This is a genomic window from Chlorogloeopsis sp. ULAP01 (assembly GCF_030381805.1).
Lineage (GTDB): Bacteria > Cyanobacteriota > Cyanobacteriia > Cyanobacteriales > Nostocaceae > Chlorogloeopsis.
On sequence record NZ_JAUDRH010000027.1, the window covers coordinates 1 to 13,477 of the forward strand.

Consider the following 13,477-nt stretch of genomic DNA (forward strand, 5'->3'; position numbering starts at 1 on the left):
GCGTTCCCTCCGGGTACCCGGAGGGTGGACGGGTTCCCCGGCATAAAGGAGCCAGTGCGCCCTTGCGGGTTAAGCGCGTTGTAGACGCCCTCCGGGCGGCTTCCCGCAGGGTAGCACCCTGGCGTCACCTGGCGTCGGGATAAGCGCGTCGAGTGCGACTGCCGTGCGGGTTTAGAAGATAAATTATCCGTTTGAACGGCAAGATTATCAATAAAACCCGCCCCTACTAACCACTATCCACTAACCACTAACCCAATAAAAAATGCCCCAGAGTTTTCTCCAGGGCTTAACCAGGGTGCATCTACCAATCACCTCTACTAGATATAGAGGGTTTATCCGGAAAGATACTGAGAAAAACTCAGAAAAATTTTTTGAAAAGATTAATTTCTGCTGGAAATATGCGTAAATATACTAAAGATTTAAGTAATGATAATTATCTTGATTGCCTAAAACCATCTGTGTATATTGTGGGAGCAGGGCCAGGCGATCCAGATTTATTAACCATTAAGGCACAGAAACTGCTAATGGCTGCGGATGTAGTTTTATTTGCTGATTCTCTCGTGCCACAACAGATTTTAGAATTTTGTCGGGAAGACGCGGAAATCATTCGGACAGCAAACAAGACTTTAGAAGAAATATTGCCGATGATGATAGAACGGGTGCGATCGCAAAAGTCTGTCGTCCGTCTTCACTCTGGTGATCCCAGTCTCTATAGTGCTATCCACGAGCAAATGCAACTGCTAGCTGAAGCAGAAATTCCCTTTGAAGTCGTTCCCGGTATTAGCGCCTTTCAAGCTGCCGCCGCCAAACTGAAAGTAGAACTGACTGTTCCCGGTTTAGTTCAAACTATTATTCTCAGCCGCATCAGTGGACGCACAGAAGTCCCCCCCAAGGAGGAATTAGCTTCCCTCGCTGCCCATCAGGCAAGCCTGTGCCTATACCTGAGCGCTCGCCACATTGAAGCAACCCAAGCCAAATTACTGGAACATTATCCAGCTGATACTCCTGTGGCAATTTGCTTCCGTTTGGGCTGGCCTGATGAAAAAATATGGATTGTCCCTCTCAATCAAATGGCAGATTGTACTCAAAAAGAAAAGTTAATTCGCACCACGCTTTATGTAATTAGTCCTGCATTAACAGAAGCAACAGCGCATTTACCAAGTATGGGCGTAGCGCGATCGCGTTTATATCATCCCGAACACAGCCATATATTTCGTCCTAGAGGATAAATCAGATGCCTGCTTTTCAGTTCCCGCTGTTCGATACACTTAGCAATGGAACACTTAAGTAGATTAATTTATGCTCGACGAACAGGCTAAAAAAACGATGCTACAGAAAATTCCCCACGGATTGTATATATGTGGTGTCAAAGATGGGGAAGAAGTCAACGGTTTCACTCTTAGCTGGTTAATGCAAGCTTCATTTAAGCCTCCCTTAGTCGTAATTTGTGTCAATCAAAATTCCATATCCCATCAAATGATTAAAAATAGCGGCTTCTTTGCTGTCAGCTTTTTGGAAGAAGGACAAAAAGACTTAGCGCAAAAGTTCTTCAAGCAGATGCGCCGGGTTGGTAATAAATTTGAGGATGTAGAATTTTATCTGGGCAAAACTGGCTGTCCGATTATTTCGGACTCCTTGGGATACATTGAGTGTCAGGTTGTCGATGTAGTGGCTCGTGGCGATCACACTATCTTTGTTGGTGAAGTCACATCTGCTGGCGTTCACCGTGAAGGTAAACAGATGTTACTGGAAACTACAGGCTGGCAGTATGGTGGCTAAATAGATAGGAGTTAGTAGTTAGTGGTTAGTGGTTAGTGGTTAGTGGTTTCTCCCCCTCTGCTCCTGGTGCTCCTGGTGCTTCCTTGTCCCTGTGTCCCCTTGTCTCCCACTCTCCTTGTCCCCGTGTCCTCTTCATTCCCCTCTCCCTAGCCCCTGTTCAAGATTGAGCAGCGCTTCTTTACGACTAACTCCCCAGCGGTAACCTCCTAAACCACCATCTTTTTGAACTACGCGATGGCAAGGAATAACTAGTGCAACGGGGTTAGTAGCACAAGCTCTTGCTACAGCCCGTACAGATTTTGGTTGCGCGATCGCATTGGCAATGTCACTATAGCTAGCTGTGGTTCCGATTGGTATTTTTCGTAAAGCCTCCCAAACTAGAAGTTGAAATGCAGTAGCTTGCACGTCTAGGGGTAGATTGGGACAAATGCTTCTTCCACTGAGGTAGTCCACTAAAGCCTGAGTCCAAGCATAAAGCTCATCGTCACCAGACTGGAGTGATGCACCTGCAAACTCTTGTTTTAACTCCTCTAGTAGTGCTGTTGCTGTTTCCCCCAGCCGTACACAGCATAAACCCCTTGTAGTGGCTGCTACTAATATTTCTCCAAGAGGCGAAGAGGCGATCGCATAACGAATAGTCTCGCCCTGGCCATGTTTTTGATAGGAAGCTGGTGTCATACCTAACTGTTGCGGTGCTTTTTCGTAAAGACGGCTACTTGCTCCATACCCAGTTTCATAAAGTGCATTAGCGATCGTATCCCCTTGTTTCAAGCGTTTTTTAAATCTTTCCATTCGGCAAACATCTGCATATTGAAATGGCGTTACACCAGTCATCCGCTTGAATATTCTTTGCAAATGCGTGGGACTTGTGGACACATGAGCGCCTAATTCAGCAAGTGTAGGGATATGCTCTGTTTGCGCTTCAATGTAACGACAAGTTGCCAACACTTTAGCATAGGCAGAATTTGGTGCTATTGAATATTGTGGTTGACAGCGCTTGCACGCTCGATAACCTACTGCTTCAGCTTCTTGAGACTCTCTAAAGAAGGTAATCTGATTGCGCTTAGGTTTGCGACTAGGGCAACTTGGGCGGCAGTAGATGCAAGTGGAGCGTACACCATAGAAAAACACTCCATCAAAACTTGTGTCTCGACTATTGATAGCCTGCCAAAGAATTTCTTCAGATAATGAAACTTGCTGCATTTTATACTCTATCCTTCCGCTATTTGTCGTCTTGGTTCAAATTTCTGAAGTCGGATGCCATAGACGAGAAATCAACCTTCCATCAATTACGGCAAGGCTAGCAAAAATTAACACCATGCCTCCAAATTCAGTCCATTGCAGTTGCTCGCCCAGAACAAATATGCCTAAAACCAAAGCGCTAATTGGTATTAAAAATGTTACTAATAATAGGTTAGTTGCACCTGCTACAGCTAAGATACGAAAATATATTAAGTAAGCAATTGCCGTACTGAATAAAGACAATCCCAGCACAGCTAATTTAGTAACAGTACTCAAATGTAAAGTCCAAGGGCGATCTACCAGCAATACTAGCGGCAAGAGCAGAATTGTTGTACTTAGTAGCATTCCTACCGCGGTGACAGTAGCAGGCAAAGTTTTGAAACGACGACCGTAGATTCCCGCACAACCGTAGGAGCAAGCAGCACCTAAAATAGCTAATTGTCCAAGACTATTTAGACTCAGCCCATGTAATGTATTTAGTCCAATCAATACAATGACACCACATAATCCCAAAAAAACTCCAACTAAACGGTTAGGTGTCAGACGCTCATCTTGAGTAAAAAAGTGAGCTAGCAAAATTGTGAATAAAGGTGTTGTTGCGTTGAGAATCGCAGCGAGGCTACTGTTAATTTGGGTTTGTCCCCAAACAATCAAGCTAAATGGGATGAGGTTATTCAATGCTCCCATCACCAAAAATTCACGCCACAAGCTCAAAGAAGCAGGCATTCGTTTCCTACTGATAAAGACAAAGATAGTCAGTGCGATCGCAGCTAAACTAACCCTGTATAAAACAACTGTAAGTGGTGGCAAATCTTTAAGAGCAATTTTAATCAAAAAGAATGAGCCACCCCACAATACAGAAAGGGTGATGAGAAGTAGCCACTCTGAAATGCCCATTGAGAGTTTTTGCATATCGATTATCTCAATAACTTTCTCAGTGACCCTAGATTAGGCGTATTTCCAGATTGACTTCTATCCGATCCTTGCGATCAAACTAGGGATTAGGGACAAGGGACTAGGTAAAGAAGCACCAGGGGCTTCAGGAGCAGACTGGAAGATTGAAAAACTGGAACTTCGAGATTAGAAGCTCAACTTTCACCCTCAGAAGCTTAATCTCCTTGTCTCCGCGTCAGGTGTGTCTCCTTGTCCTCTTCTTCTGTGCCTCTACGGTTCGATAAACTTAACAGTGTCGAATCAGAAAAATTATTATGCCGTTAATTAAAGTTCAAACTTCTGTATCTACACCAGAAAAAACTGAAGTTGAAGCAATGCTTAAAGGCTTGTCAGCCAAATTAGCTAAACATACGGGAAAACCAGAATCTTATGTCATGACAACTTTTGAGGGTGAGGTTCCCATGACTTTTGCTGGAACTACAGATCCAGTTTGCTACATAGAAATTAAAAGTGTTGGCACAATGAAGCCAGATCAAACTCAAGCGATGAGTCAAGACTTTTGCCAGGAAGTGAATCAAAAGCTGGGTGTACCCAAAAATCGAATTTATATTGAGTTTGCTGATGCCAAAGGCTTTATGTGGGGGTGGAATGGCACAACCTTTGGTTGATAGGGTTTTAATTGCATTTGCTATGGGAACACTCAAATAAGTGCAAACCAAAATGCTGGGAAAGTTCCTCACACACTTTTACCCCTCGCACGCTATTACCACGTGAGTCTAGTCGGGGTGAAAACACTGCTATTCCCATTTGATTCGGAACTACGGCGATAATCCCACCAGAAACACCACTTTTGGCAGGAAGACCAACTTTGTAAGCCCATTCGCCTGCAAAATTATACATTCCGCAAGTGTACATGACGCTGAGAATATCTTTGATATAACGGCTATCAACTGCTTGTTCTTTTGCGATCGGATTGATGCCTTTATTAGCTAAAGTTGCTGCCATCACTGCTAAGTCGTGGCAATTTACCATTACAGCACACTGCTGGAAGTAAAGATCTAATGCTTCATCTATTGGTTCATCAATCATGCCGAAGTTGAGCATGAGGTGCGCCATTGCCCGGTTGCGATGTCCGGTGGTGCGCTCGGATGTAAATACCGCTATATCAACAAATACATCATGACTAATGTATCTGCGGAACATATCTAACATCCGGTTGAGACGTTCACTAGCACCAAACCCCTTGATCAAACTGGTGGTGGCGATCGCTCCCGCATTCACCATTGGGTTGTAAGGTCGCTTTGATTGCTCATCCAATACAATGGCGTTGAATACATCTCCTGTAGGTTCTACACCAACTCTAGTCAATATATAATCTCGCCCGTGATCATCTAGTGCTAATCCATACACAAACACTTTAGATATCGATTGAATCGTAAATAGCTGGTTATAATCTCCAACTTCATAAACTTCACCATTAACGGTGGCTATACAAATACTAAAAGCATCTGGGTTTACCTTTGCTAGTTCTGGGATGTAGTCTGCTACCGCACCCTCTTGCTCTGACTTGTACTTGTCATGCAAGTCATCTAGAAAAGATTGAAGTGGCAATGAGGCTATCTGTAAATCTTCTTGGTTGGCCATGAAGCTAAGAATTTGAGTGTGAATGATTACGCCTTCTTTACTACACTAGGCTACTTGTTGTGTTTAATTACCGTGGTGACAAAATCATCGAATCACACCAGCAAATATAAGTAATTTTTGAAATGAGTGATATTCATTACTAATGTAAAAAATGCTTCCTTAAATAAACGCCACTCTAGAACTATATTTTTAGACACATTGTATTTTATTTGACTCAAAATCCTGTATTCATTGTGTTACTGTAAAAAGTTCGTGTATTAACTATGTTGTCATAATTGCTACGACTTCTTGTGCTAAATTCCAGCTTCTGAGTCGGCAATATATTTCAGTGAACTGCTGCCTCTGACAATGTTTTGGGAGGAAAATTTTCCCTGGATGTGTTCCCAGTCTCTAGGCTATAAATTAGTGATGGCAAGAACTGCATTCACTCAGCGCTATTTAAGTATGACTAAAATAGTGATTTCATCCATCCAGATTTATGATGAGCAATCTTTCTCTAACTTCAAGATTTAACATTTAGTTATATTTTTTATACTTAGTAATAAAAAATACTTATAATTATTTTATATTTGCGAGAAAATATTTTAAGTATAATTACTCTACGTAAGTAATGATTTTGTCATGAGAGTAATCAACAGCACCAGATATCATTAAAGGGCTTTTTCGGCAAGGTAAATATAGCACGTAATTGATTTAAATACCAAATATTATTAAGGTTTACTAATAAAATTTCTAATCCATCAAAAAAAGTGTTACCAAAGCAAAATCCGCTTTTGAGCAAGGTTTTACCCCTGAAATTCAAACTTAATTTTGATAAATTTACCTATTCTTACGCTAAAACCCTGATCCCCAACCTCAAAAGTTCATGTTAGTCTGTTGCAGTTACAAAGCAAAAAGTGAAAGCGGAACGAGTTCGGTTGTTGGGCAAAGTCACTCTAGTAGTACAAACCCCACGAATCATGAAATCTCTGTTCTACAGTTGCTTTAATATTGGACGCATGAATCAAAAACATTTGTGGACTGTTGTCGCTGTTGTTAGCACCGTTTTGGGGACACCGTTTATTGGACGTTCTGAAACGACACAAAAGACAGCTCAAGCCTCTCCTACCCAACCTTCTGGTGATGTGGTCAAAGTGGGAGAATATAAATCCCCAACAGCGAATCCTGTTTCTAATGCGGCTCTGATCGCAAAGATTCACACGCATGAAATGGCAGGTCGCCCGGCGGCAACTCTCTATATCCGCGATATCCCCGTTCTCACCTTTACAGGCAACAAGCCAGTAGCCAGCACAGAAACGAAAGTTGGTGAAATCGCTAATGTTAACGGGGTATACAAAACTCTTGATCCCAGCAGCGCTACCAAGGTAGCAACAACTGGTGGAACAGTTCCAGTTGTTGGCAATCAAGCAAACTCTGCTCAAAACGACCCAGTGCAAAGAGCTAGTGTAGTAGCAGCGAAAGTCAACCAGTTAGTCCAGGACAAAGTGGACGCTGGCAAGATTACTGTCAGTTGGAGAGCAAAAGATGCATCTACAGCAGCATCAGTAAGCCAAAATAAAAGTCTAGCTGCTCAGGCTTCGGCTAACGGTCGTTTTGTTGTTAAAGCCAATAACAAAGAACTCGTAGAAATTAATGAGAATACGCGGTTAGCAGATACGACTAAAGATTTGGCACAAGACGCACTACAAGTAACCAATCGACTGCGCAGACTCATAGGTAACGCATCTCCCTTAAATGAAATTGCCGACTTACCGCAAGTGCGCGTACCTATGTCAATACCAAAGTTGCCACAGAAAGTAGCAGGACAAGTACTTGCTAGCTTCAGAGGCATAGCTTCCTTTTATGGCTACGATTTTGCTGGCAATCGTACTGCTACAGGTGAGAGGTTCAATCCAGAGGCAATGACAGCTGCCCATCGCAGCTTACCCTTTGGAACGCGAGTACGTGTTACCAACACCCGCAATGGTCGTTCCGTTGTTGTACGCATTAATGATAGAGGGCCATTCATTCGTGGTCGAGTTATTGACCTTTCCACGGGTGCAGCGAGGGTTTTGGGAATGATAGGTAGCGGACTTGCACCAGTCAGAATAGAAGTCTTGGGCAGGTAAATTGAACCATGAGTTAGTTGTTTGGTGATTTTTATAGTCCTCCAGACAAGGCAGATGGCAGAAGGAAAGGAATAATGTTTTTAGAAAAGCATGATTAGCCTTGTCCAAACTGGGTTTAAAACCCTCACTAAATATGCAGATTTAGTAGGTTTTTAATTTAGATGAGGTCTGTAGACGCAAAGCGGATAGAAGCAGGTATCTCCATCTAATTACCTTCTGCCTTCTGCCTCCGTACTTCTTTCTTTAAATCCCCTGGTTGATAGTCTCTTCGGTGCGTTTTCAGATATAAACTAACTGGGGAGAGCAACAGAAAGACTAGGGGTATTTTTGTGCGCCTGTTGACAACAGTTCCAGCATTGCGCTGCTATCTAGCTAAACGCCGCTTAGACAATTTGCTGTTAGAGCAACAGCAACAATCAGAATTTGAAGTGACTGACAGATCCTTGACGGCGATCGGTCTCGTTCCCACGATGGGAGCTTTGCATCAAGGTCATTTAAACTTGATTCAAAGGGCGCGTCAAGAAAATACTGTGGTAATTGTCAGTATTTTCATCAATCCTCTGCAATTTGGCCCCAATGAGGATTATCAACGTTACCCCCGGACTTTAGACCAAGACAGACAACTGTGCGAAAAAGCTGGAGTAGATGCGATTTTTGCGCCTACTCCGGAGGAAATGGGAGTTGATCTGAAGAATTTACAAGAATTAAAGGTTACACAAGTCATTCCGCCATCTGCTATGATTTCAGGTTTGTGTGGCCGTTTTCGGCTAGGCCACTTTCAAGGTGTTGCCACGATTGTGACTAAGCTTTTTAACTTGGTACAGCCAGAGCGAGCCTATTTTGGTCAAAAAGATGGGCAACAACTGGCTGTTATTAGACGGCTGGTAGCTGATTTAAATTTTGCGATCGAGATTGTTGCTTGTCCAACGGTAAGGGAGGCATCAGGCTTGGCTTTGAGTTCTCGCAACCAATATTTAAGTGCAACGGAAAAACAGCAAGCAACGATGTTGTATCGCAGTTTACAGAGAGCAGCCACCAAGTTTCATGCCGGAGAACGTCATGCTCAAACGCTGATATCAACAGTACAACAAGAACTCGCACTCGCCAGTTCTTTGTCTGTGGAATATATTGAATTGGTTGAACCGACTACGTTGATACCTTTAGAAAAAATTGAGGAGGAAGGAATGCTCGCGATCGCAGCTCGTCTTGGTTCTACACGTTTAATTGACAATATTATTTTACGCGATCGCCAACCAATCATCGCCATTGACGGGCCTGCTGGAGCCGGAAAATCTACCGTTGCTCGCCAAGTAGCGGCAAAACTGGGTCTAGTTTATTTGGATACAGGAGCAATGTACCGTGCTATTACCTGGCTAGTTTTGCAGGAGGGAATTGCCCTTGATGATGAGTGTGCGATCGCCCAATTAGCTCATAGATGTGTAATCGAACTGGCTCCTAGTCAGGATTTACAATCTCCTGTGCGAGTTTCGATTAACGATCATGACGTTACTCAAGCAATTCGCTCCCTAGAAGTAACATCCAAAGTCTCAGCGATCGCAGCACAAACTGCTGTGCGGCAAGCACTAGTGAAACAACAGCAAAACTGGGGTAAAAAAGGCGGTTTAGTTGCAGAAGGGCGGGACATTGGTACTCATGTTTTCCCTGATGCAGAAGTGAAAATATTTTTAACTGCATCTGTACAAGAACGAGCACGTCGTCGCCTTAAAGACTATCAAAAACAAAGCCAATCTACAATTTCTTTAGAGCAACTGGAAAAAGATATTGCCGAACGGGATTGGAAAGATAGTACCCGCAAGGTTTCTCCTTTAAAGAAAGCACCTGATGCTATTGAAGTTAACACTGACGGTCTTTCAGTGAATGAGGTAACTGAAAAAATAGTGGGCTATTACCAGCAACGCTTATCTAGGGATTAGGAAGAGAAGTGGAAAAGGAAGAGATGAGGGAGATAGGGAAGATGGGGAAGAGTTTACTCTTATTACTTCCTAACCTTCCTCACCTTCCTCACCTCTTTGTCCCCCTGTCCTCTTTTCCCAGTCCCCAATCTAAAACTTTGGTCGAGCAGCTAGCAAAACACTTGCTTTTTCGCTATTCAAAGGTTGTGCGAATAAATAACCCTGTGCTTGATCACATTCTAATAACCTTAGTTGTACCAACTGATTCATTGTTTCTACTCCTTCAGCAACTACACTCATTCCTAAGTTACAAGCCAAGGTAATAATGGCTCGAATAATTGCTAATTGTTCACCACCATTGTCAATTCGAGCTACAAAGGAACGGTCAATTTTTAAAACATCAATCGGAAAATAGTGCAAATAAGCCAAAGATGAGTAACCTGTGCCAAAGTCATCAATACACAATTGCATCCCCAAAGCTTTCAATTGCCGAAGAACAGTAGCGGCTTTTTCAGGGCTTGCGATAATTGCACTCTCGGTGATTTCTAACTTTAAACTGCCGGGAGCAAGATCAGTTTCTTGTAAAATTTGGTCGATCTGCTCAACTAAATAAGGTTGGGCAAACTGTTTGCCAGAAAGGTTAACGCTAATGCTTAAAGGCTTAAGATCAGGAAATTGTAACTGCCATTGTCGTAATTGTTGGCAAGACTCGCGTAATACCCATCTACCAATCGGCACGATTAGTCCAGTTTCTTCTGCTACTGGAATAAACTCAGTAGGAGGAATCAGCCCTCGTTCTGGATGTTGCCAGCGAACAAGTGCTTCAAATCCCATAATCCTACCTGTGGCAACTGACACAATTGGTTGATAGAAAACTTGCAACTCCTGTCGCTCAATTGCCCATCGCAAATCGGTTTCTAACTGCAAAAGTGCAACTGCTCGGTCATACATGGTAGTGTCAAAAACCATATGCCAAGCTTTACCTTGCTCTTTGGCATGGTAAAGGGCAGTGTCAGCATCTCTAAGCAAGTCTGCGGCTTGAGCATACTTGGCTGTACCTAAGACAATACCAATGCTGGCAGTTGTAAATACTTCATATCCATTCAAGTTGAATGGTGACTTTAGTACTTGATGAATATTTTCTGCTACGCGGATTGCGTCATCAACAGACTGAATGTGAGAAAGCAGGATAGTAAACTCATCTCCTCCTAAGCGAGCTACAGTATCGTTATCGTCAGGGTGTAGGCAACTTTGGAGTCGTTGAGCAATTGTCACTAGTAGTTGATCGCCAACTAAATGCCCAAGGCTATCATTAACGAGCTTAAAACGATCAAGATCTAGAATTAATACAGCAAACAGGTCATCTGGGTAAAGTTTTATCCGTGTGATCGCTTGCTCTAGTCTGTTCATAAACAAAACTCGGTTGGGCAATCCAGTAAGAGCATCGTAGAAGGCATGACAGACTAACTTTTTTTCCATGCGTTTGCGATCGGTGATGTCAGTAACCATCCCCAGCGCTCCAGCATAATTTCCTTGCTCGTCTAACAATGGTGCACAAGAAATCATTGCCCATAAATCTGAGCCGTCTTTACAACGGAATTTGAAATCGTGTGTCTCGTTAATGCCCTGATGACGACGTGCAAGCAGAGTAGTGGCGATCGCTAGTCCTTCGGAATCCATAAAACAGAACAGCGTTTTACCAAGCATCTCCTCAGTTGTGTAGCCCAACATCGTTGCCATTTGGTGGTTGACAAAGGCAGTCTTATTGTCTTTATCGAGTACCCAAATTCCCTCAGTTGCAGTTTCCACAATCTTACGATACTGTTCTTCTCGCTCTCGCAAAGCCTCAACCGTCTTCAAGCGCTGAGTAATATCGTTTTGAACGCCAATAAAGTGAGTTAAGCAGCCAGAGGTATCAAACACGGGAGCTAAGTAGAGTTCGTTCCAAAATGGTGTCCCATCCTTGCGATAATTCCGTAAAATTACGTGGCACTCTCTTTGTTCTTGAATGGCAGTACGTAATTCCTCAACAGCTGCTTGATCCCGTTCATTTCCCTGTAAGAAGCGGCAATTACGTCCAATGACTTCACAAGCACAGTAACCTGTCATCTTTTCAAAGGCTGGATTAACGTAAATGACGGGATTATCTGGTTGATTCGCATCTGTCAAAATAATTCCATTGCTGCTAGCCGAAAGCGCACGTTCCATCAAATGTAAGCGTGCCTTTAAATGTTGGTATCTAATTGCTAACTTTGGAATTGTAGAACCTTTGGTAGTCACAAAAGCAGAATTTATATTTTCTGGCTCTGCTTGAGTATTTATATCTTCAGTTGTATCCCCAAGTAAGGCATTTATATGTTTTGTTGGGGGCTGCTCATTGAATATGAACAGTGCTGCTAATTTATCTTCGTAGTGAACAACTTTAGCTGAAATAAAGGCTTCAAAAATATCTCCATTAAATTTTTTAAACTGTACTGCAAAGTTTTTAACAGGTTCACCACTGTAAAGCTTGTTAGTCAATTGAGTCCATAAAGCAGGATGAGCATAAAATTCAGAAGTTATTTTATCTAGCTTTTTATATGAATCTGTTCCAAATAAAGAATCTAAAAGTTGATTTTTAAATAGAATATTGCCGCTTTCAATACATACAACCACAACAGGAAATGGGCTAAGTTCTGCTAAGGAGAAAAATAGTTCTTGCTGTTCTAATATTGATTGCTTATATTCTTGTCGTAAGTCTCGATTCGTATCCTTACAACTAGTGATATTTTCCTCGATCGCAGATGACAACTTGTTTTTGTTATTGTTTAGCTGATGCTGATTTGCGTATACCTTGCCACGAGTTAAAACCATTGCCAGAGTTGTATAAACTGCCAAAGAAACCAAGCTAAACATCCCGTCATTTCAAGAAGCTTTGACAAGTCACCTCATGTTGCTTGTGTATCACTATGTATATCACCAGAATAGGAAGGCTGTGATTTTGCTTTTATAAGTTTGTATAAATGCTAGTTATTGATAGCGGTTATTTAAATATATTTACTGAAAAATGTTTTAGCACTTATAGTTCGCACAATAAAAACAGGATCATCTTTTGAGTTGATTGTGTATACTTCTTTAACTATTTTTTACTTTACCCCTTTAGATAGATATAGTTACATTTTTCACTAAAAATTTACACTGACATAACATTTCTTAAACTTTGCTGCAACCAAAAATATTTGTTATAAAATATACTAATATATTGTAAGTTTTACGTAAGCTACTATAATCATTGGTTTTAGCGCTTAATTCTGTAATAGAAAAATTTATTACTGGTTTATGTACAACAGCAGTCAAGAAATACAGTTCAAAAAGACAAAAAAGTTACGTCTGATTAGCTTTACAACCTTCTGCCTCTTACACTAGAGACTACTGCATAAACTCGCTATCCTAGAGAAAGAGCAAGACGATACTTAAGAAATGAGCTTTAAAACCTTTGAGTGGAACCTGTATCATCTCCGTCCTTGGCTTATATTCATAGCAGTTATATGGTTGCTAGGGTCATTGGGCTTAGGTTGGTTGGTTAATTCCTTGCTGATTATTGTTGGGCTACTTTTGTTAGCACCCATTTTTGCGTTTTTTGGATTCCGGTGGTGGCTGCAACGTAACCTAGTTACCGATCACTGTCCCGTGTGTGATTATGAGTTTACGGGTTTAAATAAGACGCAGTTACAATGTCCTAACTGTGGGGAGCTTTTGTCAGTGCAACAGGGACATTTTCAACGCTTTACACCAGAAGGCACGATTGATGTCACAGCAGTTGAAGTACCAGCCAAATCACTGGAAGATTAGTCATTAGTCATTAGTCATTAGTCATTGGTTAGAGACGGGCTGTTTGGTGCGTCTGTACATAGTTAA

General features: G+C 42.1%; 10 protein-coding genes. 6 read left to right on the forward strand and 4 right to left on the reverse strand.

The features are described 5' to 3' along the window. Positions 1 to 398: 398 nt before the first annotated feature. Together cobM and QUB80_RS34475 are read left to right on the forward strand one after the other, a co-directional pair. Complete coding sequence (cobM, locus tag QUB80_RS34470; RefSeq protein ID WP_289793966.1) at positions 399 to 1,229, forward strand: precorrin-4 C(11)-methyltransferase; 831 nt, start codon at positions 399 to 401, stop codon at positions 1,227 to 1,229. Positions 1,230 to 1,299: 70 nt separating this feature from the next. Next, positions 1,300 to 1,779, forward strand: coding sequence for a flavin reductase family protein (locus QUB80_RS34475; protein WP_289793967.1), 480 nt, complete (start codon positions 1,300 to 1,302; stop codon positions 1,777 to 1,779). 132 nt (positions 1,780 to 1,911) lie between these two features. On the opposite strand, the gene ada is transcribed toward QUB80_RS34475, so the two are convergent. Next, positions 1,912 to 2,982, reverse strand: a complete 1,071-nt coding sequence (gene ada / locus QUB80_RS34480; protein ID WP_289793968.1) for a bifunctional DNA-binding transcriptional regulator/O6-methylguanine-DNA methyltransferase Ada — start codon at positions 2,980 to 2,982, stop codon at positions 1,912 to 1,914. Between the two features lie 36 nt (positions 2,983 to 3,018). Then, the gene (locus QUB80_RS34485) at positions 3,019 to 3,933 is read right to left on the reverse strand and encodes a DMT family transporter (protein ID WP_289793969.1); all 915 of its coding nucleotides are present in this window, start codon (positions 3,931 to 3,933) and stop codon (positions 3,019 to 3,021) included. A 296-nt stretch (positions 3,934 to 4,229) separates the two neighbouring features. On the opposite strand from QUB80_RS34485, the gene QUB80_RS34490 reads away from it, so the two are divergent. Then, entirely contained in the window at positions 4,230 to 4,583 is a 354-nt protein-coding gene (locus tag QUB80_RS34490) for a phenylpyruvate tautomerase MIF-related protein (RefSeq protein WP_276752446.1), read from the forward strand. Positions 4,584 to 4,590: 7 nt separating this feature from the next. Here QUB80_RS34490 and glsA read toward each other — a convergent pair whose 3' ends face one another. After that, positions 4,591 to 5,559, reverse strand: coding sequence for a glutaminase A (gene glsA, locus QUB80_RS34495; RefSeq protein WP_289793970.1), 969 nt, complete (start codon positions 5,557 to 5,559; stop codon positions 4,591 to 4,593). A gap of 998 nt (positions 5,560 to 6,557) precedes the next feature. Between glsA and QUB80_RS34500 the strand changes: the two genes are divergently transcribed. Both QUB80_RS34500 and QUB80_RS34505 read left to right on the forward strand, forming a co-directional pair. Next, positions 6,558 to 7,667: a septal ring lytic transglycosylase RlpA family protein gene (locus QUB80_RS34500; protein ID WP_289793984.1), complete on the forward strand. Its 1,110-nt coding sequence runs from the start codon at positions 6,558 to 6,560 to the stop codon at positions 7,665 to 7,667. Positions 7,668 to 7,996: 329 nt separating this feature from the next. Then, a complete protein-coding gene (locus tag QUB80_RS34505) occupies positions 7,997 to 9,601 on the forward strand; it encodes a bifunctional pantoate--beta-alanine ligase/(d)CMP kinase (RefSeq protein WP_289793971.1) in 1,605 nt (534 codons plus the stop codon). A gap of 129 nt (positions 9,602 to 9,730) precedes the next feature. On the opposite strand, the gene QUB80_RS34510 is transcribed toward QUB80_RS34505, so the two are convergent. Then, on the reverse strand, positions 9,731 to 12,475 hold the full coding sequence (locus tag QUB80_RS34510; protein WP_289793972.1) for an EAL domain-containing protein: 2,745 nt from the start codon (positions 12,473 to 12,475) through the stop codon (positions 9,731 to 9,733). Positions 12,476 to 13,039: 564 nt separating this feature from the next. Here QUB80_RS34510 and QUB80_RS34515 point away from each other — a divergent pair. Next, the gene (locus QUB80_RS34515; RefSeq protein WP_289793973.1) at positions 13,040 to 13,411 is read left to right on the forward strand and encodes a hypothetical protein; all 372 of its coding nucleotides are present in this window, start codon (positions 13,040 to 13,042) and stop codon (positions 13,409 to 13,411) included. The last annotated feature ends 66 nt before the right edge of the window (positions 13,412 to 13,477 follow it).

What these genes read in the sequence shown, in the direction of transcription:
- QUB80_RS34485 (WP_289793969.1), bottom strand. Translation starts at nt 3,933, where the DNA reads ATGCAAAAACTCTCAATGGGCATTTCAGAGTGGCTACTTCTCATCACC.
- glsA (WP_289793970.1), bottom strand. Translation starts at nt 5,559, where the DNA reads ATGGCCAACCAAGAAGATTTACAGATAGCCTCATTGCCACTTCAATCT.
- QUB80_RS34490 (WP_276752446.1), top strand. Translation starts at nt 4,230, where the DNA reads ATGCCGTTAATTAAAGTTCAAACTTCTGTATCTACACCAGAAAAAACT.
- cobM (WP_289793966.1), top strand. Translation starts at nt 399, where the DNA reads ATGCGTAAATATACTAAAGATTTAAGTAATGATAATTATCTTGATTGC.
- QUB80_RS34475 (WP_289793967.1), top strand. Translation starts at nt 1,300, where the DNA reads ATGCTCGACGAACAGGCTAAAAAAACGATGCTACAGAAAATTCCCCAC.
- QUB80_RS34510 (WP_289793972.1), bottom strand. Translation starts at nt 12,475, where the DNA reads ATGTTTAGCTTGGTTTCTTTGGCAGTTTATACAACTCTGGCAATGGTT.
- QUB80_RS34515 (WP_289793973.1), top strand. Translation starts at nt 13,040, where the DNA reads ATGAGCTTTAAAACCTTTGAGTGGAACCTGTATCATCTCCGTCCTTGG.
- ada (WP_289793968.1), bottom strand. Translation starts at nt 2,982, where the DNA reads ATGCAGCAAGTTTCATTATCTGAAGAAATTCTTTGGCAGGCTATCAAT.
- QUB80_RS34500 (WP_289793984.1), top strand. Translation starts at nt 6,558, where the DNA reads ATGAATCAAAAACATTTGTGGACTGTTGTCGCTGTTGTTAGCACCGTT.